Source organism: Streptomyces xanthii (assembly GCF_014621695.1).
Lineage (GTDB): Bacteria > Actinomycetota > Actinomycetes > Streptomycetales > Streptomycetaceae > Streptomyces > Streptomyces xanthii.
Genome location: NZ_CP061281.1, coordinates 5,352,085 through 5,372,523 on the forward strand (window position 1 = coordinate 5,352,085; position 20,439 = coordinate 5,372,523).

General features: G+C 70.7%; 16 protein-coding genes. 9 read left to right on the forward strand and 7 right to left on the reverse strand.

All coding sequences use genetic code 11. From position 1 onward, the window contains the following. Positions 1-6: 6 nt before the first annotated feature. Genes IAG42_RS24125 through IAG42_RS24135 form a run of 3 tightly spaced genes read right to left on the reverse strand, consistent with a single transcriptional unit; the run spans position 7 to position 2,710 of the window. Positions 7-891 (reverse strand): metal ABC transporter permease, encoded by an 885-nt coding sequence (locus tag IAG42_RS24125; protein ID WP_188339048.1) that lies wholly within the window; start codon positions 889-891, stop codon positions 7-9. After that, entirely contained in the window at positions 891-1,673 is a 783-nt protein-coding gene (locus IAG42_RS24130; RefSeq protein ID WP_188339049.1) for a metal ABC transporter ATP-binding protein, read from the reverse strand. Before IAG42_RS24130 ends, IAG42_RS24125 begins: the two co-directional genes overlap by 1 nt. A 35-nt stretch (positions 1,674-1,708) precedes the next feature. Next, complete coding sequence (locus IAG42_RS24135) at positions 1,709-2,710, reverse strand: metal ABC transporter substrate-binding protein (RefSeq protein ID WP_188339050.1); 1,002 nt, start codon at positions 2,708-2,710, stop codon at positions 1,709-1,711. Between the two features lie 188 nt (positions 2,711-2,898). On the opposite strand from IAG42_RS24135, the gene IAG42_RS24140 reads away from it, so the two are divergent. Continuing rightward, positions 2,899-4,281, forward strand: a complete 1,383-nt coding sequence (locus IAG42_RS24140; protein ID WP_188339051.1) for a glycine--tRNA ligase — start codon at positions 2,899-2,901, stop codon at positions 4,279-4,281. 236 nt (positions 4,282-4,517) lie between these two features. Here IAG42_RS24140 and IAG42_RS24145 read toward each other — a convergent pair whose 3' ends face one another. The 3 genes from IAG42_RS24145 to IAG42_RS24155 form a co-directional block, all read right to left on the reverse strand. After that, positions 4,518-5,105 carry a TetR family transcriptional regulator gene (locus IAG42_RS24145; protein WP_188339052.1) on the reverse strand — a complete coding sequence of 196 codons (588 nt, stop codon included), beginning with the start codon at positions 5,103-5,105 and terminating at the stop codon, positions 4,518-4,520. Between the two features lie 24 nt (positions 5,106-5,129). Beyond that, positions 5,130-6,140, reverse strand: a complete 1,011-nt coding sequence (locus tag IAG42_RS24150) for an aldo/keto reductase (protein ID WP_188339053.1) — start codon at positions 6,138-6,140, stop codon at positions 5,130-5,132. Positions 6,141-6,281: 141 nt separating this feature from the next. Then, positions 6,282-7,724: an MFS transporter gene (locus tag IAG42_RS24155; protein ID WP_188339054.1), complete on the reverse strand. Its 1,443-nt coding sequence runs from the start codon at positions 7,722-7,724 to the stop codon at positions 6,282-6,284. A gap of 101 nt (positions 7,725-7,825) precedes the next feature. Here IAG42_RS24155 and IAG42_RS24160 point away from each other — a divergent pair, with 101 nt between their 5' ends. Further along, entirely contained in the window at positions 7,826-8,704 is an 879-nt protein-coding gene (locus IAG42_RS24160; RefSeq protein ID WP_188339055.1) for a helix-turn-helix transcriptional regulator, read from the forward strand. On the opposite strand, the gene IAG42_RS24165 is transcribed toward IAG42_RS24160, so the two are convergent. Then, positions 8,688-10,172 (reverse strand): MFS transporter, encoded by a 1,485-nt coding sequence (locus IAG42_RS24165; protein ID WP_188339056.1) that lies wholly within the window; start codon positions 10,170-10,172, stop codon positions 8,688-8,690. The two genes, IAG42_RS24160 and IAG42_RS24165, sit on opposite strands and share 17 nt — an antisense overlap. Positions 10,173-10,331: 159 nt before the next feature. Here IAG42_RS24165 and IAG42_RS24170 point away from each other — a divergent pair, with 159 nt between their 5' ends. The 7 genes from IAG42_RS24170 to IAG42_RS24200 all read left to right on the forward strand — a co-directional run bounded on the left by IAG42_RS24170 (position 10,332) and on the right by IAG42_RS24200 (position 20,313). After that, positions 10,332-11,204: a helix-turn-helix transcriptional regulator gene (locus tag IAG42_RS24170; RefSeq protein ID WP_188339057.1), complete on the forward strand. Its 873-nt coding sequence runs from the start codon at positions 10,332-10,334 to the stop codon at positions 11,202-11,204. A gap of 50 nt (positions 11,205-11,254) precedes the next feature. Next, the gene (dusB, locus tag IAG42_RS24175; RefSeq protein WP_188339058.1) at positions 11,255-12,382 is read left to right on the forward strand and encodes a tRNA dihydrouridine synthase DusB; all 1,128 of its coding nucleotides are present in this window, start codon (positions 11,255-11,257) and stop codon (positions 12,380-12,382) included. Positions 12,383-12,854: 472 nt separating this feature from the next. Further along, positions 12,855-15,575, forward strand: a complete 2,721-nt coding sequence (gene ppdK / locus IAG42_RS24180) for a pyruvate, phosphate dikinase (RefSeq protein WP_188339059.1) — start codon at positions 12,855-12,857, stop codon at positions 15,573-15,575. A 265-nt stretch (positions 15,576-15,840) separates the two neighbouring features. Then, the gene (locus tag IAG42_RS24185) at positions 15,841-16,281 is read left to right on the forward strand and encodes a hypothetical protein (RefSeq protein ID WP_223206145.1); all 441 of its coding nucleotides are present in this window, start codon (positions 15,841-15,843) and stop codon (positions 16,279-16,281) included. Between the two features lie 64 nt (positions 16,282-16,345). Then, the gene (locus IAG42_RS24190; protein WP_188339060.1) at positions 16,346-17,032 is read left to right on the forward strand and encodes an ABC transporter ATP-binding protein; all 687 of its coding nucleotides are present in this window, start codon (positions 16,346-16,348) and stop codon (positions 17,030-17,032) included. Continuing rightward, positions 17,029-19,320, forward strand: coding sequence for an ABC transporter permease family protein (locus IAG42_RS24195; protein ID WP_188339061.1), 2,292 nt, complete (start codon positions 17,029-17,031; stop codon positions 19,318-19,320). The genes IAG42_RS24190 and IAG42_RS24195 overlap by 4 nt, the downstream gene beginning before the upstream one ends. 60 nt (positions 19,321-19,380) lie before the next feature. After that, positions 19,381-20,313: an oxidoreductase gene (locus IAG42_RS24200; protein WP_188339062.1), complete on the forward strand. Its 933-nt coding sequence runs from the start codon at positions 19,381-19,383 to the stop codon at positions 20,311-20,313. Positions 20,314-20,439: the final 126 nt, after the last annotated feature.

Genomic DNA, 20,439 nt, shown 5'->3' on the forward strand with positions numbered 1-20,439 from the left:
CGCGGGTCAGACCTTCTCGGGCGCCTGCGCGGGGATCGCGCACTCCGCCGGATCCCCGGCGACCGCTCCCGCCGCACGTGCCCGGCGCCGCGCCAGCGGCGTCGCGAGCAGCGTCAGCGCGATGAACACCGCGATGGTCAGCAGGACAATTGTCGCGCCGGGCGGCACGTCCTGGTAGTACGAGGTCACGGTGCCGCCGAGCGTCACGACGACGCCGATCGCGACCGCGATGACGAACGTCGCCTTGAAGCTGCGGGTCAGCTGCTGCGCGGCGGCGACCGGCACCACCATCAGCGCCGACACCAGGAGCAGGCCCACGACGCGCATCGCGACGGTGACCGTGACGGCCGCCGTGATCGCGATGAGCAGGTTCAGGGCGCGCACCGGCAGGCCCGTGACCCGCGCGAACTCCTCGTCCTGGCTCACCGCGAACAGCTGCCGGCGCAGGCCCACCGTCACCAGGATCACGAACGCCGCGAGGATCACGATGGCGGTCACGTCGGACGGGGAGACCGTGGTGAGCGAGCCGAACAGGTAGGAGCCGAGGTTGGCCGTGGAGCCGCCCGGCGCCAGGTTGATCAGCATCACGCCGCCGGCCATGCCGCCGTAGAACAGCATGGCGAGCGCGATGTCGCCGCGCGTCTTCCCGTACCAGCGGATCAGCTCCATGACCAGCGCGCCCAGCGCGGACACGGCCATCGCCATCCACACCGGGGAGGTGGACAGGAGGAAGCCGAGGCCGACGCCGGTCATCGCGACGTGGCCGATGCCGTCGCCCATGAGGGCCTGGCGGCGCTGGACCAGGTAGATGCCGATCGCGGGGGCCGTGATGCCGATGAGGACGGCGGCGAGCAGCGCCCGCTGCATGAAGGCGAAGTCGAGGAGTTCCATCAGCTCAGCAGTCCTGTACGGATCGGTTCGGCGTCCGCGGCGGTGTGCGGGTGGACGTGGTCGTGGCCGGGCAGCGCGTGCTGGCCGACGGCCTTCGGGGGCGGCCCGTCGTGCAGGACGCAGCCGTCGCGGAGCACGACGGCCCGGTCGATCAGCGGCTCCAGCGGGCCCAGTTCGTGCAGGACGAGCAGTACGGTGGCGCCCGCGGCGACCTGCTCGCGCAGGGTGGCCGCGAGGACCTCCTGGCTGGCCAGGTCGACGCCGGCCATCGGCTCGTCCATGATCAGCAGCTCGGGTTCGGCGGCGAGGGCGCGGGCGATGAGCACCCGCTGGTGCTGGCCGCCCGACAGCGCGTTCACCGAGTCCTTGGCCCGGTCGGTCATCCCGACCAGGTCCAGGGCGCGGGCCACCGCCTCGCGGTCGGCCTTGCGCATCAGGCCGAAGCGGGTCCGCGACAGCCGGCCGGAGGCGACGACCTCGGCGACGGTCGCCGGGACCCCGCCCGCCGCCGTCGTGCGCTGCGGCACGTACCCGACGCGCGCCCACTGGCGGAACCGGCGCCGCGCCGTGCCGAACAGCTCGATCGTGCCGCCGGTGAGCGGCACCTGCCCGATGATGCTGCGCACGGCCGTGGACTTGCCCGAGCCGTTGGCCCCGAGCAGCGCCACGACCTCGCCGCGGCGCACGGTCAGGTCGATGCCGCGCAGCACGGGGCGCGCGCCGAGCTCGGCCGTCACCCCGCGCAGAGCGATGACGGGGGCCTCGCTGTCGTTCGCGCTCATCTCGCTGCCACCCTTCGCGTCACTGGTCCCGTACGTCACTTGGCGCCGAGCGCCTTCTGCAGGGCGGCCAGGTTCGACTCCATGACCTGCACGTAGTCCTCGCCCTTGGACTTCTTCGTGATGCCCTCGAGCGGGTCGAGCACGTCCGTCCTCAGGTGCGCGTCGCCGGCCAGGGTCTTCGCCGTCTTGTCGCTGACGAGGGTCTCGTAGAAGACGGTCGTGACGCCGTCGGCCTTCGCCATCTTCTGGAGGTCCTTGACGCGGGCCGCGCTGGGCTCGCTCTCCGGGTCGAGGCCGCTGATGGCCTCCTCGGTGAGGCCGTAGCGCTCGGCGAGGTAGCCGAAGGCGGCGTGCGTGGTGATGAAGACCTTGGAGTCCGTGTTCTTCAGGCCGTCCTTGAACTTCTGGTCGAGCTTGCCGAGGTCGGCGACCAGCGCGGCGGTGTTCTTCTTGTAGTCGGCCGCGTGGTCCGGGTCGGCCTTCTCCAGCGCCTTGCCGACGCCCTGGGCGACCTCCGCGTACTTCACGGGGTCGAGCCAGATGTGCGGGTCGGAGCCTTCCTCGCCGCCGTGGTCGTGCCCCTCGTGCTCCCCGTGCTCGTCGTGCTCCTCGGCGTGGCCGCCGACCTCGGAGCCGTGCTTCTCCAGGGAGGTGAGCGACGCGGCGTCGACCTTGGTCTTGATCCCGGACTGGCTGATCGCCTCGTCGACGGAGGGCTGCAGGCCCTTGAGGTAGAGCGCGACGCCGGCCTGCTCGATCCGGCCGCGCTGCTGGGCGCTGACCTCGAGGTCGTGCGGCTCCTGGCCCGGCTCGGTCAGGTTGGTGACGCTGACGTGCTCGCCGCCGATCCGCTCGGCGAGGAACTGCATCGGATAGAACGACGCGACGACGTCCAGCTTGCCGTCGCTGTTCTTCCCGTCCGCTGCGCTCGTCGCGGAGCACGCGGACAGGGCGGTCAGACCGAGGACGGTCGTCGCGGCGACGGCGGTGGTGGATATGAGTCGGCGGCCGGAGAGCCGGGGCAGGCGTACGTTCATGACAGTCATTTTCAACAAAACTGGAAACGATTGTCAACAAGCTCTCGTCGAGACCTTCGTCCCACTCTGTGGTGACTCCGGACCCGGAACCGATTTGGTTCGGGGGGTGGCCGCGCCGGTAACCTGAAGCATTCGCTCCCGGAGTGCGTATCCAGCGCACTCGCCGTCGTCGTAATGAAGAGAGCACCGTGGCCGCCGACAAGATCGAAACCATCGTCAGCCTCAGCAAGCGCCGTGGCTTCGTCTACCCCTGCAGCGAGATCTACGGCGGTCAGCGTGCCGCCTGGGACTACGGACCGCTGGGCGTGGAGCTGAAGGAGAACCTCAAGCGTCAGTGGTGGCGCTACATGGTCACCTCGCGCGAGGACGTCGTCGGTATCGACTCGTCCGTGATCCTGGCGACCGAGGTCTGGCAGGCCTCCGGTCACGTCGCCACGTTCACCGACCCGCTCACCGAGTGCACCTCCTGTCACAAGCGTTACCGCGCCGACCACTTGGAAGAGGCGTACGAGGAGAAGAAGGGCCGTCTCCCCGAGAACGGCCTCGCGGACATCAACTGCCCGAACTGCGGTACCAAGGGCGCCTTCACCGAGCCCAAGCAGTTCTCGGGTCTGCTCGCCACGCACCTCGGCCCGACGCAGGACAGCGGCTCCGTCGCCTACCTGCGCCCCGAGACCGCGCAGGGCATCTTCACCAACTTCAGCCAGGTGCAGACGACTTCCCGCCGCAAGCCGCCCTTCGGCATCGCGCAGATGGGCAAGTCGTTCCGCAACGAGATCACGCCCGGCAACTTCATCTTCCGCACCCGCGAGTTCGAGCAGATGGAGATGGAATTCTTCGTCAAGCCCGGCGAGGACGAGCAGTGGCAGGAGTACTGGATGGAGCAGCGCTGGAACTGGTACACCGGCCTGGGCCTGCGCGAGGAGAACATGCGGTGGTTCGAGCACCCGAAGGAGAAGCTCTCCCACTACTCGAAGCGCACCGCTGACATCGAGTACCGCTTCCGCTTCGGCGGCAGCGAGTGGGGCGAGCTCGAGGGCGTCGCCAACCGCACGGACTACGACCTGTCCGCCCACTCCAAGGCCTCCGGCCAGGACCTCTCCTACTACGACCAGGAGAAGGGCGAGCGCTACACGCCGTACGTCATCGAGCCCGCGGCCGGTGTCGGCCGCACGATGCTGGCCTTCATGCTCGACTCGTACTTCGAGGACGAGGCGCCGAACGCCAAGGGCAAGATGGAGAAGCGCACCGTCATGCGCTTCGACCCGCGCATCGCCCCGGTGAAGGTCGCGGTCCTCCCGCTGTCCCGCAACCCGGAGCTGTCGCCGAAGGCCAAGGGCCTGGCCGCGGCGCTGCGCCAGCACTGGAACATCGAGTTCGACGACGCCGGTGCGATCGGTCGCCGCTACCGTCGCCAGGACGAGATCGGTACGCCGTTCTGCGTCACCGTCGACTTCGACACCCTGGACGACAACGCGGTCACCGTGCGCGAGCGCGACACGATGAAGCAGGAGCGGGTGTCCCTCGACCAGATCGAGGGCTACCTCGCGGCGCGCCTCATCGGCTGCTGATCGCCTCCGGCGCGCTTCGGTCCCGGGTTCCCGCGATGTGGGGGCCCGGGGCTTTTGCGTGCGGGCCCCCTTCCCGCGCCCCCAGGGGCTCCGCCCCGGACCCCGCTCCTCAACCGCCGGAGGGGCTTGATGTGCCGACCCACTTGATGTGCCGACCCACCGTTTTTGGGTGCGCGTGATGACGCCCCTGGGGGCGCACGGGGTGTGCCTTCAGGGGCGCAGGGCTGGGAAAGGCCCTAGGCGGCGACGCCTCGTAGGACGAGGGTGAGGACGGCCTCGAAGGCGGGCCGGGTCTCGGGGCGGGGCCACTCGGGGGCGTAGGCCGGGTCGTGGAAGTGGGCCGTGGCCTCGAAGACGGCGCGGGCCGTCGCGGGGAGGTCGGGGGCCTCGAAGGCGCCCTGCTCGACCCCCTCGGCGAGGATCGCCGTCAACTGCCCGACGAGCTCGGCGATATGGGCGTCGACCACGCCCCCGTTCTCACTCGTCAGCACGGTGTACGTGGCGAACAGCTCCGGGTCGTCGCCCGCCTTGTGCCGCTTCGCCTCGAAGAGCGCCTCGAGCCAGTGCCGCAGCTTGGCGGGCGGAGCCTCGTCCGCCGCGACGACCTCCGCGAGCAGGCCGGTCGTGCGGTCCAGCCACCGCTTGGTCACCGCGCCGCGCAGCTCCGCCTTCGTGCGGAAGTGCCGGTACACCGAACCGTGGCTGACCCCCAGCGCGCGGGCCACGTCGACCACGGTCGCCTTCGCGGCGCCGTGCCGGCGCAGCACCTCCTCGGTCGCGGCGAGGATGCGCTCGGGCGTCAGGGTCTCGGTGGGCGGTGCCATGGCAGTGACCGTACCGGGAGCGGCTCAGTGCTCGCTGTCCAGGTGTGCCATCTGTGCGGCCGGGTAGCGCTCACCGGCCGCCGCGCCGGCGGGCACCGCCGCCTCGATCGCGGCCAGGTCCGCGGCGTCGAGCGTCACGTCGAGCGCGCCGAGCGCCTCGGTGAGGCGGGCCCGGGTGCGGGCGCCGACCAGCGGCACGATGTCCTCGCCGCGCGAGAGCACCCACGCGATCGCGATCTGCGCGACGCTCACGTCCTTCTGCTCGGCGATCTTGCGCAGCCGCTCGACCAGATCGAGGTTGTGCGCCAGGTTCTCGCCCTGGAAGCGGGGGCTGAAGCTGCGGAAGTCGTTCGCCGCCAGTTCGCGGTCGCGGGTGAAGTGCCCGGAGATCAGGCCGCGCGAGAGCACTCCGTACGCCGTCACGGAGATGCCCAGCTCACGGGTGGCCGGCAGGATCGACTCCTCGATGCCGCGGGAGATCAGCGAGTACTCGATCTGCAGGTCGCTGATCGGGGCCGTCGCCGCGGCCCGGCGCACGGTGTCCGCGCCGACCTCCGACAGTCCGATGTGCCGGACGTGGCCCTGCTCGACGAGCTCGGCGACGGCGCCGACGGTCTCCTCGACCGGGACGTCCGGGTCGAGCCGGGCCAGCCGGTAGACGTCGATGTGGTCGACGCCGAGGCGCTGGAGCGAGTACGCGGCGAAGTTCTTCACCGCCGCCGGGCGCCCGTCGTATCCGGACCAGCCGCCGTCCGGGTCGCGCAGGGCGCCGAACTTCACGCTGGTCAGCGCCTGCTCGCGGGCCGCGGAGGGGGCCGTGCGCAGGGCCTCTCCGATCAGCATCTCGTTGTGCCCCATGGCGTAGAAGTCGCCGGTGTCGAGCAGGGTGACGCCCGCGTCGAGCGCGGCGTGGATCGTGGCGATCGACTCGGCGCGGTCTGCGTCCCCGTACAGCGCGGACATGCCCATGCAGCCGAGACCGAGGGCGGAGACGCGCGGGCCGGTCGTGCCGAGGGGGCGAGTGGGGAGGGTCATGAGAACTCCTAGGTGGGGTGTCTCCACCTTCGCATGACAGATGACAGATTTCAATATCTGTCATCTGTCATGCGGTCGACGGCCAGGGGCCGTCGTCGACCGCGACCTCGGCCCCCGTGACCTCCGCCGCGCTCCAGGCGGTCAGCGGATCGTCCGCGGAAGGCGCAGACTCAGGGCCAGCGTCAGGGCCACCGCGGCCAGTTGGGCGGCGAGGGTGAGCAGGAGCGCGTCGCGCATGCCGAGGCCGGGGGTGAGCGACAGGAACAGGGAGCCGAGCGTCGCCACGCCCAGCGCCATCGACGCCTGCTGGGCCGTCGTCATCACGCCGCCCCCGACCCCGGCGCGCGCCGCCGGCACCTCGGAGAGGATCACGCGGAACAGGATCGGCAGCTGGAGCGCCTGCCCCGCGCCCGCGACGGCCGCCCCGGGCAGCAGCTGGGCCACCCCCAGGTCCGGCCAGGTCCGCCACGCGGCGAACGCGATCAGGAGCAGACCGGTCGCCTGGAGCAGACCGCCCGCCGTGACGACCCGCGTGCCCCAGCGCGCGACGAGCCGCGGGCCCGCGAGCGACGTCACGAAGAACGCCGCCGCCATGGGCGCGAGCGCGAGCCCCGCCGAGACCGGCCCCATCCCCGCGCCCTGCTGGAGCGCCACCGCGATCACGAACATGAACCCGGAGAAGCCGAGCGCGAACGGCACGATCATGGCGAGGCCGCGCCGCAGGGAGACCAGCCGGAACAGCGACGGCGGGACCAGCGGGGTGCGGCCCGCGCGGTCCGCCCTGCGCTCCACCGCGTAGAAGCCGTACGCGAGGAACGGGGTCGCCGCGAGCGACAGCCACGTCCACAGCGGCCAGCCCGCCGCCCGCCCCTCGGTGAGCGGGGCCAGCAGCGCGGTCAGCGTCAGCGCGAGCAGCACCGTGCCGGGGCCGTCGAGCGGTTCGGGCCGCGCGGAGCGGGTCTCGGGGACCGTGCGCGCGGCGAGCAGGAGGCCGAGCAGCACCGCCGGCACGTTCACCAGGAACACCGAGCGCCAGCCCGTGCCGAACAGGTCCGCCGCGACCAGGACCCCGCCGAGCACCTGCCCGGCGACCATCGACAGGCCCGCCGTCGCCCCGTACATGCTCATCGCGCGGGCCCGGCGCGGGCCCTCCGTCGTCGCCTGGATCGTCGCGAGGACCTGCGGCAGCAGCGCCGCCGACGCCGCGCCCTGCGCGACCCGTGCGATCACCAGCACCCAGGCCGTCGGCGCGAGACCGCAGGCCAGCGAGGTCAGCCCGAACGCGGCCAGACCGCCGAGGAACATCCGGCGCCGCCCCAGCAGATCGCCGAGCCGGCCGCCGAGCACGAGCAGCACGGCGTACGCGATGCCGTACCCGGCGACGACCAGCTCCAGGACGGGCTCGCTCGCGTGCAGGTCGTGGCCCATCGTGGGCAGGGCGACGTTGACGATGAAGAAGTCGACGAGGGGCAGGGCGGCGCCGAGCAGCACGGTCAGCAGCCCGGCGCGGCCCAGGGCCGGGGCGGCCGGCGCGGCGGGTGCCAGGCCGGCCGGTCCCGGCGCGGTGTGCGTGTGGGTGGTCATGACATCGAGGGTCCGCCGTCACGCAGACTGGTACCAGAGTGTTCTTATCCTGGTAGAACCGCTACCTGGAAACAGGCTCGGACCGGGTCCACGCTGGAGGCATGACCACCATGACGCAGGAAGTGCAGGACGTGCGGCCCGCCGAGATCCGGCGCCACGAACTGGCCGGGTTCCTGCGCAGCCGCCGCGAGCGGATCACGCCCGAGGAGGTCGGCCTGCCGCGCGGACGGCGCCGCCGAACCCCGGGCCTGCGCCGCGAGGAGGTCGCCCAGCTCTCCGCGGTCGGCGTCACCTGGTACACGTGGCTGGAGCAGGCCCGCGACATCCAGGTCTCCGCGCAGGTCCTCGACGCGCTCGCCAAGACGCTGCGGCTCGACGTGGGGGAGCGGGCCCACCTCTTCGGCCTGGCCGGCGCGGTCGACCCGGCCCCGGCCACGGTCTGCGCCCCGCTCAGCCCCGAGCTCGTCGGTCTGATGGACCAGCTGGAGCCGATCCCGGCCTGCGTGCAGAACAGCCGCTACGACATCCTCGCCTACAACAGCACGTACCGGCTGCTGCTGTGCGACCTGGACGAGATCCCGCCCGAGGACCGCAACTGGATGCTGCTCGCCTTCACCCACGAGGGCTGGCGCTCCTCGATCGTCGGCCTCGACGAGGTGCTGCGCACCCTCGCCGCGAAGTTCCGGGCCGGGATGGCCGAGCATCTCGCCGAGCCCGCCTGGAAGGCCGTCCTCAAGCGGCTCACCGAGGAGTCGGCCGAGTTCCGCGAGGTGTGGGAGCGGCACGAGGTCGTCCAGTCCGTGGCCAGCAAGGTCAAGCACTTCCACAACCCGTACGTGGGCCCGCTCGCCCTCGTCCACACCGACCTGTGGCTCACCCGGGGCGGCGGCGCCCGCATGGTGACGTACACGCCGGTCGACGACGCCTCGCGGGAGCGCCTCGACCGGCTCCAGGAGCTGGCGCTCAGCCGCGTGGGCTGACCGCGGGCCGTGACTCCTCGCGCGGCGCCGAGAACCGCTCGGCCGTGCGCCGCGCCGTCTCCCGGGCCCAGCGCCCGCTCGTCACCAGGCCGAGCACCAGCACCGCCAGACCGCACCCGGCGATGATCCACCAGCAGGCCCGCGCGGCGCCCGTGAAGGACGCGGCGTACGAGGATCCGGCGACGCCCGAGGCGAGGACCGCGCCGATCACGGCGACGCCGAGCGTCGAGCCGATCTGCCGGCTGGTGGAGGCGACGGCCGCGGCGACCCCGGCCTGGGCGCGGGGCATGCCGGACACCGCGGTGTTGGTGATGGGCGCGTTCACGAAGCCGAAGCCCAGGCCGAACAGGACGTAGCCGAGCACCAGCGTCCCGTTCGAGGTCTGCGCGTCGAACGCCGCGAACAGCACCCCGCTCGCCGTCATGGCCACGCCCGCGATCAGCAGCGGGATCCGAGGCCCCTGGCTGCCGACCAGCCGGCCCGACAGCGGCGCGCAGACCAGCGTCATCGCCGCCATCGGCAGCATCCACAGCCCCGCGTGCAGCGCGTTCAGCCCGCGCACGTCCTGGAGGTAGAGCGTCGACAGGAACAGGAACCCGGCGAGCGCCGCGAACGCGCTGATCGCTATGACGGTGGCGCCGCTGAACGGGGCCGAGCGGAAGAACCGCAGATCGATGAGGGGTTCGACGCGCCGGGGCTCGTAGAGGAGGAGACCGATCAGCGCGGCGAGCGCGAGGCCGCCGAAGAACAGGATCCGCCCGGACGCCCAGCCCGCGTGCGGGCCCTCGATGATCGCGTACGTCAGCGAACCGAGCAGCGCGATCATCAGGAGCTGGCCGACCGGGTCCGGACGGCGGGCCTTCGGAGCGCGGGACTCGGGGACGAACCGCCAGGTCAGGGCGAGGGCGGCGAGGCCGACCGGCAGATTGACCCAGAAGATCGAGCGCCAGCCGACCGAGTCCACGAGCAGACCGCCCACCAGCGGGCCCGCCGCCATCGACAGCCCGACGACACCGCCCCACACACCGATGGCGCGGGCCCGCTCGGCCGGGTCGGTGAACGTGTTCGTGATGATCGACATGGCGACCGGGTTGAGCATCGAACCGCCGACGGCCTGGAGCATGCGGAACGCGACGAGCGCCTCCAGGTTCGGCGCGAGGGAGCAGGCCACGGACGCGGCCGTGAACACGATCAGGCCGATCATGAAGATCCTGCGCCGGCCGACGCGGTCGGCCGTCGACCCGGCCAGCATCAGCAGCGAGGCGAGGACCAGCGTGTAGGCGTCGATCGCCCACTGCATGCCCGGGAGCGTCGCCCCGAAGTCCTTCGCCATGCTCGGCAGCGCCACGTTCAGGACCGTGGTGTCGAGGCTGACGATCAGCAGGCTCATGCAGCAGATCGCCAGGACCAGCAGGCGCCGGCGGTGGGAGAGCGCGGACGGGGCCGGCGGGGTCAGGGCATCGGGCATGTTTCCGAAGGTAGCCCGATCCGCCGGATGCGGAGAGCGGGGAGCCGAGGAGGTCATGCCCCCGACGATCGCGCACCCCTCAGCCGGGTACCAGAGCCTGCTCATCCTGTTACAGGCAGCACCTGGCAACGGGATGAGCGCGGGGGCACCCTGGAGGACATGACCACAGCTGTCACGGCCGGATCGGCCCAGGCCCGCCGGGACGAACTCGCCGCGTTCCTGCGGAGCCGGCGGGAACGGATCAGTCCGGAGCAGGCGGGGGTGCCGCGGACCGCACGGCGGCGGACACCGGGGCTGCGGCGGGAGGAGGTCGCGTTCCTCGCCGCCGTCGGCGTCACCTGGTACACGTGGCTCGAACAGGGGCGCGCCATCAACGTCTCGCCCGGCGTCCTCGACGCCGTCGTCCGGGCCCTCCAGATGGACCCCACCGAACGCGCCCACGCCTTCGCGCTCGCCGGCACCGTCGACCCGCACCCCGCGACCGCCTGCTCGCCCGTCACCGAGACGACCCTGCGCACCATGCACAAGCTGGCGCCCTACCCGGCCACCGTGAAGAACGCCCGCTACGACATCCTCGCCGCCAACCAGGCCTACGCCGACGTGTTCGGGGACCCGCAGGAGCTCGCCCCCGAGCACCGCAACGCGCTGTGGCTCATGGCGACCAGCGAGCGCTGGCGCACCCAGTTCGTCGAACGGGACGCGATGCTGCCGGTCATCGTCGCGAAGTTCCGGCAGGCCATGGCCGAGCACGTCGCCGAGCCCGCCTGGCAGGCCCGGCTCGACGGGCTGCTCGCCGCTTCGGAGGAATTCCGCGCGCTGTGGGAGCTGCACGAGGTCGCGCCGATGGCCCCGCACGTGAAGCGGTACCTGCACCCCGACCCCGGGATCGGCATGCTGCGCCTGGAACACCGCCACCTGTGGCTCAGCCCGGACGCCGGCGGACACCGGCTGGTCGCGTACGTACCCGTGGACGAGGAGAGCGAGCGGCGCCTGGAGAAACTGGCAGCCCGGGGCGGGGCCCTCGCCGGGTGAGGGACAATGGGTCCTTGCCCCCAGCCCCGCACGTTCCGGAGAACCCCGCGATGTCCGCTCTGACCATCGGCCCCCACCTGGTGCAACCGCCGGTGGTCCTCGCGCCCATGGCGGGGATCACGAACGCCCCGTTTCGGACGCTGTGCCGGGAGTTCTCCGGCGGCAAGGGCCTCTTCGTCAGCGAGATGATCACGACCCGGGCGCTGGTCGAGCGCAACGAGAAGACGATGCAGCTGATCCACTTCGACGTGACGGAGAAGCCGCGCTCGATCCAGCTGTACGGCGTCGACCCGGCCACCGTCGGCAAGGCCGTCCGCATGATCGCGGAAGAGGACCTCGCCGACCACATCGACCTGAACTTCGGCTGCCCCGTCCCCAAGGTGACCCGCAAGGGCGGCGGCTCCGCGCTCCCGTACAAGCGGAACCTGCTGCGCGCGATCCTGAAGGAAGCCGTCTCCGGGGCCGGTGACCTGCCGGTCACGATGAAGATGCGCAAGGGCATCGACGACGACCACATCACGTACCTCGACGCGGGCCGCATCGCCGTCGAGGAGGGCGTCACCGCGATCGCGCTGCACGGCCGCACCGCCGCCCAGCACTACGGCGGCACCGCCGACTGGGACGCGATCGCCCGCCTCAAGGAGCACGTCCCCGAGATCCCGGTGCTCGGCAACGGCGACATCTGGTCCGCCGACGACGCCCTGCGCATGGTCCGCGAGACCGGCTGCGACGGCGTCGTCGTGGGCCGCGGCTGCCTCGGCCGGCCCTGGCTCTTCGCCGACCTCGTCGCCGCGTTCGAGGGCCGCGAGGAGCGGGTGCGGCCCACGCTGCGCGTCGTCGCCGACGCGATGGTGCGGCACGCGACGCTGCTCGGCGAGTGGATCGGCGACGAGGCCCGCGGCGTCATCGACTTCCGCAAGCACGTGGCCTGGTACCTGAAGGGCTTCTCGGTCGGCTCCGAGATGCGCAAGCGGCTCGCGATCACCTCCTCGCTGGCGGAGCTGCGGGCGGGCCTGGACGAGCTGGACCTGGACCAGGACTGGCCCGCGGGCGCGGACGGCCCGCGCGGCCGCACCTCCGGCAACAACCGCGTGGTGCTCCCGGACGGCTGGCTCAAGGACCCGTACGACTGCGCGGGCGTCTCGGAGGACGCGGAGCTGGACACCTCCGGGGGCTGAGCCCGCACGCCGCGCACAGATGAGCGGCACTCATTCGGGTCGAGGCGCCCGTCGGTCGATGACCGGCGGGCGCCTCCGCGTTGTCCGGATGCTGAAATCCGGGTGTCCGAAGGGCCTCTTCCGGCGCGTGATCCTCGCCACCCCTGATAGGGGTTGCGCTCAGATGAGCGCTTATCCGCTGACTGCGCTTCTTCAATGCCTGGCACTGAGTGCCACTGCGCGATCATTTATGATGTGAACGCAAGTGAGCCAGAGACCCGCTCACATGAGCGTTACAGCGGGTCTACGGGGGTTGTGGATTCAAGAAGTGAACGAACAGCCTTGGGCGACCTTGCCAACCCATTACTTTCAATCTGCTGGCGGACGGGTGGTTGGGGCCCCAGGACGGCTGAGTGGACGTACCCATCAGCCTTGGATCTGGGTATGTTCCTGGCCGTCAGGGCAGCCACCGAGCCTCAAGGGGTCGAGACCCGTGTCGGAAAACAACACTCCCCAGGTAGCGAAGTTCGTCTACGACTTCACCGAGGGAAACAAGGACCTCAAGGACCTCCTCGGCGGCAAGGGTGCCAACCTCGCCGAGATGACCAACCTGGGTCTCCCGGTTCCTCCCGGCTTCACCATCACCACCGAGGCCTGCAAGGTCTACCTCGACAGTGGCGAGGAGCCGGTGGCACTGCGTGACGAGGTGTCCGCCCACCTGGACGCCCTCGAGCAGCAGATGGGCAAGAAGCTCGGCCAGGCCGACGACCCGCTGCTCGTCTCCGTCCGCTCGGGCGCCAAGTTCTCCATGCCCGGCATGATGGACACGGTCCTGAACATCGGTCTCTCCGACAAGTCCGTGCAGGGCCTCGCCAAGCAGGCCGGCGACGACCGCTTCGCGTGGGACTCGTACCGCCGCCTCATCCAGATGTTCGGCAAGACGGTGCTCGACGTCGACGGCGACCTCTTCGAGGAGGAGCTGGAGAAGGCCAAGCACGCCAAGAAGGTCACGGTCGACACCGACCTCGAGGCGGCCGACCTCAAGAAGCTCGTCACCAAGTTCAAGAAGATCGTCAAGACCGAGGCCGGCCGCGACTTCCCGCAGGACGCCCGCGAGCAGCTCGACCTCGCGATCCACGCGGTCTTCGACTCCTGGAACACCGACCGCGCCAAGCTGTACCGCCGCCAGGAGCGCATCCCCGGCGACCTCGGCACCGCGGTCAACATCTGCTCGATGGTCTTCGGCAACCTCGGCCCCGACTCGGGCACCGGCGTCGCCTTCACCCGCGACCCCGCCTCCGGCCACGCCGGCGTCTACGGCGACTACCTGCAGAACGCGCAGGGCGAGGACGTCGTGGCGGGCATCCGCAACACGGTCCCCCTGGCCGAGCTGGAGCAGATCGACAAGAAGTCGTACGACCAGCTCATGCAGATCATGCAGACCCTTGAGAACCACTACAAGGACCTCTGCGACATCGAGTTCACCATCGAGCGCGGCCAGCTGTGGATGCTGCAGACCCGCGTCGGCAAGCGCACCGCCGGCGCCGCCTTCCGCATCGCCACGCAGCTCGTCGACCAGGGCCTGATCGACGAGGCCGAGGCCCTGCAGCGCGTCACCGGCGCGCAGCTCGCCCAGCTGATGTTCCCCAAGTTCGACGAGGACGCGAAGGTCGACCAGATCGGCCGCGGCATCGCCGCCTCCCCGGGCGCGGCCGTCGGCAAGGCCGTCTTCGACTCCTACACGGCCGTCAAGTGGTCGCGCTCCGGCGAGAAGGTCATCCTGATCCGCCGCGAGACCAACCCCGACGACCTGGACGGCATGATCGCCGCCGAGGGCATCCTGACCTCGCGCGGCGGCAAGACCTCCCACGCGGCCGTCGTCGCCCGCGGCATGGGCAAGACCTGCGTCTGCGGCGCCGAGGAGCTCGAGGTCGACACCAAGCGCCGCCGGATGACCACCTCCTCCGGCGTGGTCGTCGAGGAGGGCGACGTCGTCTCCATCGACGGTTCCACCGGCAAGGTCTACCTCGGTGAGGTACCGGTCGTCCCGTCCCCGGTCGTCGAGTACTTCGAGGGCCGCATGCACGCCGGCGCCGACGATGCCGACGAGCTCGTCGGCGCCGTGCACCGGATCATGGCGTACGCGGACCGGGTCCGCCGCCTGCGGGTCCGCGCCAACGCGGACAACGCCGAGGACGCGCTGCGCGCCCGCCGCTTCGGCGCCCAGGGCATCGGCCTGTGCCGCACCGAGCACATGTTCCTCGGTGACCGCCGCGAGCTCGTCGAGCGCCTGATCCTGGCGGACACGGAGAGTGAGCGCGAGGAGTCCCTCCAGGCGCTGCTCCCGCTCCAGAAGAAGGACTTCATCGAGCTCTTCGAGGCCATGGACGGCCTTCCGGTCACCGTCCGTCTCCTCGACCCGCCGCTGCACGAGTTCCTGCCCGACATCACCGAGCTGTCGGTGCGCGTCGCCCTCGCCGAGTCCCGCAAGGACCCGAACGAGAACGACCTGCGGCTCCTCCAGGCCGTGCACCGCCTGCACGAGCAGAACCCGATGCTGGGTCTGCGCGGCGTCCGCCTCGGCCTGGTCATCCCCGGCCTGTTCACCATGCAGGTCCGCGCGATCGCCGAGGCCGCGGCCGAGCGCAAGAACGCCAAGGGCGACCCGCGCGCCGAGATCATGATCCCGCTCGTCGGCACCGTCCAGGAGCTCGAGATCGTCCGCGAGGAGGCCGACCAGGTCATCGCGGAGGTCGAGGCCGCGACCGGCGTCAAGCTCAAGCTGGCCATCGGCACGATGATCGAGCTGCCGCGCGCCGCGCTCACCGCCGGCCAGATCGCCGAGGCCGCGGAGTTCTTCTCCTTCGGCACGAACGACCTGACGCAGACCGTGTGGGGCTTCTCCCGCGACGACGTGGAGGCCTCCTTCTTCACGGCGTACCTGGAGAAGGGCATCTTCGGCGTCAGCCCCTTCGAGACGATCGACAAGGACGGCGTGGGCTCCCTGGTCCGCAACGCCGCCGAGGCCGGCCGCGCCACGCGCCCCGACCTCAAGCTCGGCGTCTGCGGCGAGCACGGCGGTGACCCGGAGTCGGTCCACTTCTTCCACGAGGTCGGCCTGGACTACGTCTCCTGCTCCCCGTTCCGCATCCCCGTCGCGCGCCTCGAGGCGGGCCGTGCGGCCTCCACGTCGGAGGGCAGCGACCACCGCTGATCCCGTCCCCGTGAACCCCGGAGCCGCCGTCGGTCCCTGACCCTCACCGATCCTTCGGCGGCCCCGGTCACCTACGAGAGAGCGGCACCCCTTGTGCGGGGGGTGCCGCTTTTTCGTTTCCTCGCCCTCTCCCGCATTTCCGCTCCGTGCGAGGATCACCCCATCAAGTGATCGTCACTTTGAGTAATCGGTTCAGCGCTTTGCGTACGACTACTGTCTGTGATCCCCGGGTCGCCGCTGGAGCGGCCGGGGTTACTCGGAGGGTGTGCGCGTCGTGCGTTTGCGGAGTGTGAAGAACGGTGTGGTGGGGCTGGTCGCGGCCGGGGTGTTCGCGGGTGGGGCGGGGGTGGCGGTGGCGGCTTCTTGGCATGGCATGCAGCTCAAGAGCGCAGGAGCGAGCTTCTCTGGCTGGTACCTGTTCAACAAGCGAGGCGTCAATCACGGTGCGTTCGAGTGGAAGGGCACGCTCAAAGACCAGGACCGTACCGACGGGCACAACGCGTACATCGAGACCAAGATCGAGGGCCACGACTGGACCCGGACCTACGGCAAGCAGGGCAAGGCCGTGAATCTGCATCGCTCTCACTGGGACGGCGCGCAGGCGTACACCAGGGACGCATACATGAGGGTCTGCCGGGACCGGGGATCGCTGCACCCGGACAACTGCTCGTCCACCATGCACCGCAAGAACCCGGCCGCCGACTAGCAGACACGTAGGCCCGGGGTGCTGGACGGCACCCCGGGCCCTTTCCCAGGAGGGTCCGATACAGATGTCTGCGCAGGCGCCGGAAGTGCTGGTGGCGAGCAAGGTCGAGCTTCGGTACGGGGCTGCAGTGGCCGTCAAGGAGGTGTCCCTGTCCGTGCGGCGTGGTGAAGTCGTCGCGGTCACGGGACAAAGCGGGTCAGGTAAGTCGTCCCTGTTGTACTGCCTGGCAGGCGTGCTCCCCGTGTCGGCGGGGGAGGTGTGGTTCGAGGGGAACGTGTTGGGTGAGCTGGACGACGAGGAGCTCAGCGCGCTGCGGCGCGAGCGGTTCGGGTTCGTCTTCCAGTACGGGGAGTTGTTGCCGGAGCTGACCGTCGAGGAGAACACGGCCCTGCCGTTGCGGCTCGCAGGGCAGCGCAAGGGGGAGGCGCTCGAACTCGCGGGGCAGGTCCTCGGTCGACTCGGGCTCGATTCCGTACGGGATCGGCGGCCTTCCCAGGTTTCCGGAGGGCAGAGCCAACGGGTCGCGGTGGCGAGGGCGTTGATCCACAAGCCGGCGGTCGTCTTCGCCGACGAACCGACCGGCTCCCTGGACAGTGCCAACGCGAACACCGTGCTGGAGGAGTTCCTGCTGCTCGCCAAGGCGCAAGGGACAGCTGTGGTTCTGGTGACGCATGACGCGGCGGTCGCGGCCCGTGCCGACACCCGGTATGTCATGGCCGACGGGACCCTCACTCCGGAGGGCGACCAGTGAGGGAGTTTCTGCTTGGCCTGCGCCTGCTGGTCGGGTCTGGCCGGGGCAACCGGGTCCGGTTCGCACTCATGGCCGCAGGCGGGGCTGTCGGGGTGTGCTGCCTGACCATCGTGCTGTCGATCTCCGGAATCCTCGAGGCCCGTGACGCCCGTACCGCTGCTCGAGAGCCGGAGTTCTCGAAGTCGGCTCCGGGCGGGAGCGGTGCGTACGGGTTCACGATCCAGCGGGACGACCCCTTCGGGTCCCGACAGTTCACCCGGGTCTTTCTCGCTCCGGGTACCGACCGGGTGCCACCGGCGCCGCCAGGGGTGAACCGGTTTCCCCGACCCGGGGAGTTCTTCGTCTCGCCGCGTCTGGCCGAGGCGCTGGCTGATTATCCCGGCCTCAAGCAACGGTTGCCCGGCCGCCAGGCCGGTGTCATCGGCCGTGAAGGGGTGGCCGACCCGGACGAACTGTTCGCGTACGTGGGAGTCAGCCGCGCGATGATCCCGGAGGAGGGACATCGGTTCAACACTTACGGAGATCCCTATGGCGTCGGACCGACCGTCGAAGCGAGCGCGCTGGAGATCGTCCGCTTCACGATGATCGGCGTCGTCCTGCTGCCCCTGGGCGTGTTCCTCGCCGTCTGCGCGCGGCTGTCAGCGGCTAGCCGGGCCCGCCGTCTCGCCGCGCTGAGACTGCTCGGCCTGAGCACCAAGGGGATCCAGCGTGTCAACGCGGTGGAGACAGTCGTCGCAGCGCTGTTCGCGGGGCTGCTCGGGCTGGGGCTGTACACGGTGCTCAACCAGGTGGGGGCGAAGATCGGGTTGCCCGGCCTGAAGTGGTACCCGGAGGACGCCACGCCGGACGGGACAACGATTGCGGTGTGCCTGATCGGCTGTCCCCTCCTCGCCTGGCTGGTGGGACGAGTGAGCGTGCGGGAAGCTGCCAGAAGCCCACTGGCCGTGCGCCGCACCGCGGTTCAGCGTCGCCCTTCGAGGTGGGGCTTCATCCCGCTCCTCGCAGGGGCAGGCATCGGCGTCGGATACTGCGTAGCAGGAGCCACGGGGCACGCGCCGCGGGACACGGCTCTGTCTTCGGTGCTGATCCCCTCTGCCGTTCTTCTCGTCGGTGCCGGTCTTGCTCTCACCCTCCCGGTTCTCGCTCAGTTCCTCTCCCGGCGCGTGGCCGCGTCCACTCGCTCGTTCACGCTGAACCTCGCCATGCGGCGCAACGAAGTGGAGTCCGGGAGCGCCCTGCGCGTGGCGACGGGGCTGGTGCTGGTCGTCTTCGCCGGCTCCCTGACGCAAGGCGTACTGATCGAGCTCGATCAGGTCTACCGGCCGGACTCGCCGGTGCAGGAGTACCGCATTGCTCGCAGCGCGGTGTCCGAGCGGCAGGTGCGTGAACTGGGCCGGATCCCGGGCGTCGGAGCGCAAGTCGTGGAGGCCTGGTCGTGGACGGATCCGGAGGAGGAACACTACGTTCCTGGCGCGTCCGTGCTCATCGGCACGTGTCGGCAACTCGAATTTCTCGCTCCCGGCGCGGAAGGGTGCGTGGACGGTAAGTCCCAGCGGCTCCGCAGTCCCTATCCCAGTGATGATCAGCAATTGCTGCCAGGCGAACCGGCCCCGTTTCGTCAGAACGGGGCCGGGCGCGAGCGCATGTGGAAGCTGACTGTGCCGCACGGCGTGGTGAAGGTGCCCGAGGACGGTTCCTCGATCGTCGACGGCAACTCCGGAATCATCGTCCCGCCCTCGGCGATCCCCGCAGGTGCGCGCTTCAAGGGTGCGGAGGTCGTTCTGGCCTCGGCCTCGGACACGGACACCGTTCGCTCCGTACTCGACGGCATCGGCGCTGTCGCGCCCACGGTGGAAATCATCCCCGGCGTTCTCAACATCGACGGCATCCGCCAAGTCGCCCTCATCAAATCCCTCCTAGGCGTCGGCATGGTCCTGGGCCTGGTCATCGGCGTCGCCGCCTACCTCGTCGCCGCCGGGGACCGGGCCGTGGAGCGGCGGGGGCAGGTCACCGCGCTGACCTTGCTCGGGACGCGGCGGCGGACGCTGCGGGCCGTGCAGGTGGCTCAGGTCGTCATGCCGCTGGGCATCGGGCTCGTCCTCGCCCTGGTCACCGGGAAGCTCGTCGAATCCAGCTACCTGGTGACCGGCGGCGGTGACGTGTTCTGGGACGGGGACGGGGTGCCGCTCCTGATCGGCAGCGCGCTCGGGGTCGTCGGGATCGCCGCGCTCGGGTCACTGCCGCTCGTCGGCAGACGGATCGACCCGGAGCTGATCCGCAGGGACTGAGAACCAGGGGCGTACTCTGCGGTAACCCCGCCGCCGACGCACCAGGAGAGAGGCCCCACCATGAGCGCCGCATGGAACGCGACCCGGATCCCCGACCAGCACGGCCGCACGGCCATCGTGACCGGGGCCAACAGTGGGATCGGGTACGTCACCGCGCGGGAGCTCGCCCGGGCCGGCGCGCGGGTCGTGTTCGCGTGCCGGAGCGAGGCGCGGGGGAGCGCCGCCGTGGAGCAGGCCCAGAAGGAGGTGCCGGGCGCGGAGGCCGAGTTCGCGCCGCTCGACCTCGGGGACCTCGCGTCCGTGCGGGAGTTCGCCGAGGCGTGGCGGGGCCGCACCCTCGACCTGCTCGTCAACAACGCCGGGGTCATGGCCCTGCCCCGCACCCACACCACCGACGGCTTCGAGACCCAGTTCGGGGTCAACCACCTCGCGCACTTCGCGCTGACCGGCCTGCTGCTCCCCAGCCTGCTCGCCGCCCCGGCGCCCCGCGTCGTCACCGTCTCCAGCGCGATGCACGCCCTCGCCAACATCGACATCGGCGACCTCAACAGCGAGAAGAAGTACAGCAAGTGGATCGCGTACGGGCGGTCCAAGACGGCCAATCTGCTGTTCACGCACGAGCTGGCCCGGCGGGCGACCGGCGCCGGCACCGCGCTCGTCGCGGCCGCCGCCCACCCCGGGTACGCCGCCACGTCGCTCCAGACGCGCGGCGCGCGCATGGAGGGCCGCAAGGGCGCCGAGCGGATCTTCGAGCTGGCCAACCGGATCATCGCCCAGCCCGCCGAGGACGGCGCCCTGCCCACGCTCCGCGCGGCGACCGCCCCCGACGTCCGCCCCGACGACTTCTACGGACCCCGCGTGCTGATGACCCGCGGCGCCCCGGCGAAGTCCTGGCGGGCTCCCTGGACGCTCGACGACACTGCGGGCGAGCGGCTCTGGGCCGCTTCCGAGCAGCTCACGGGCGTCACGTACGGCAGTGTGCTCAAGGGATGAGACGTCACACGGCCTTAGTGGGTCTGTCGTAATTCCCTTGCATGGTTGATCGTTGGGCCGACGAGTTCATGTGTGCGGATTCGTGTGTATGGATTCATGTGTACGGGCCAGGGACGGACAACTGGG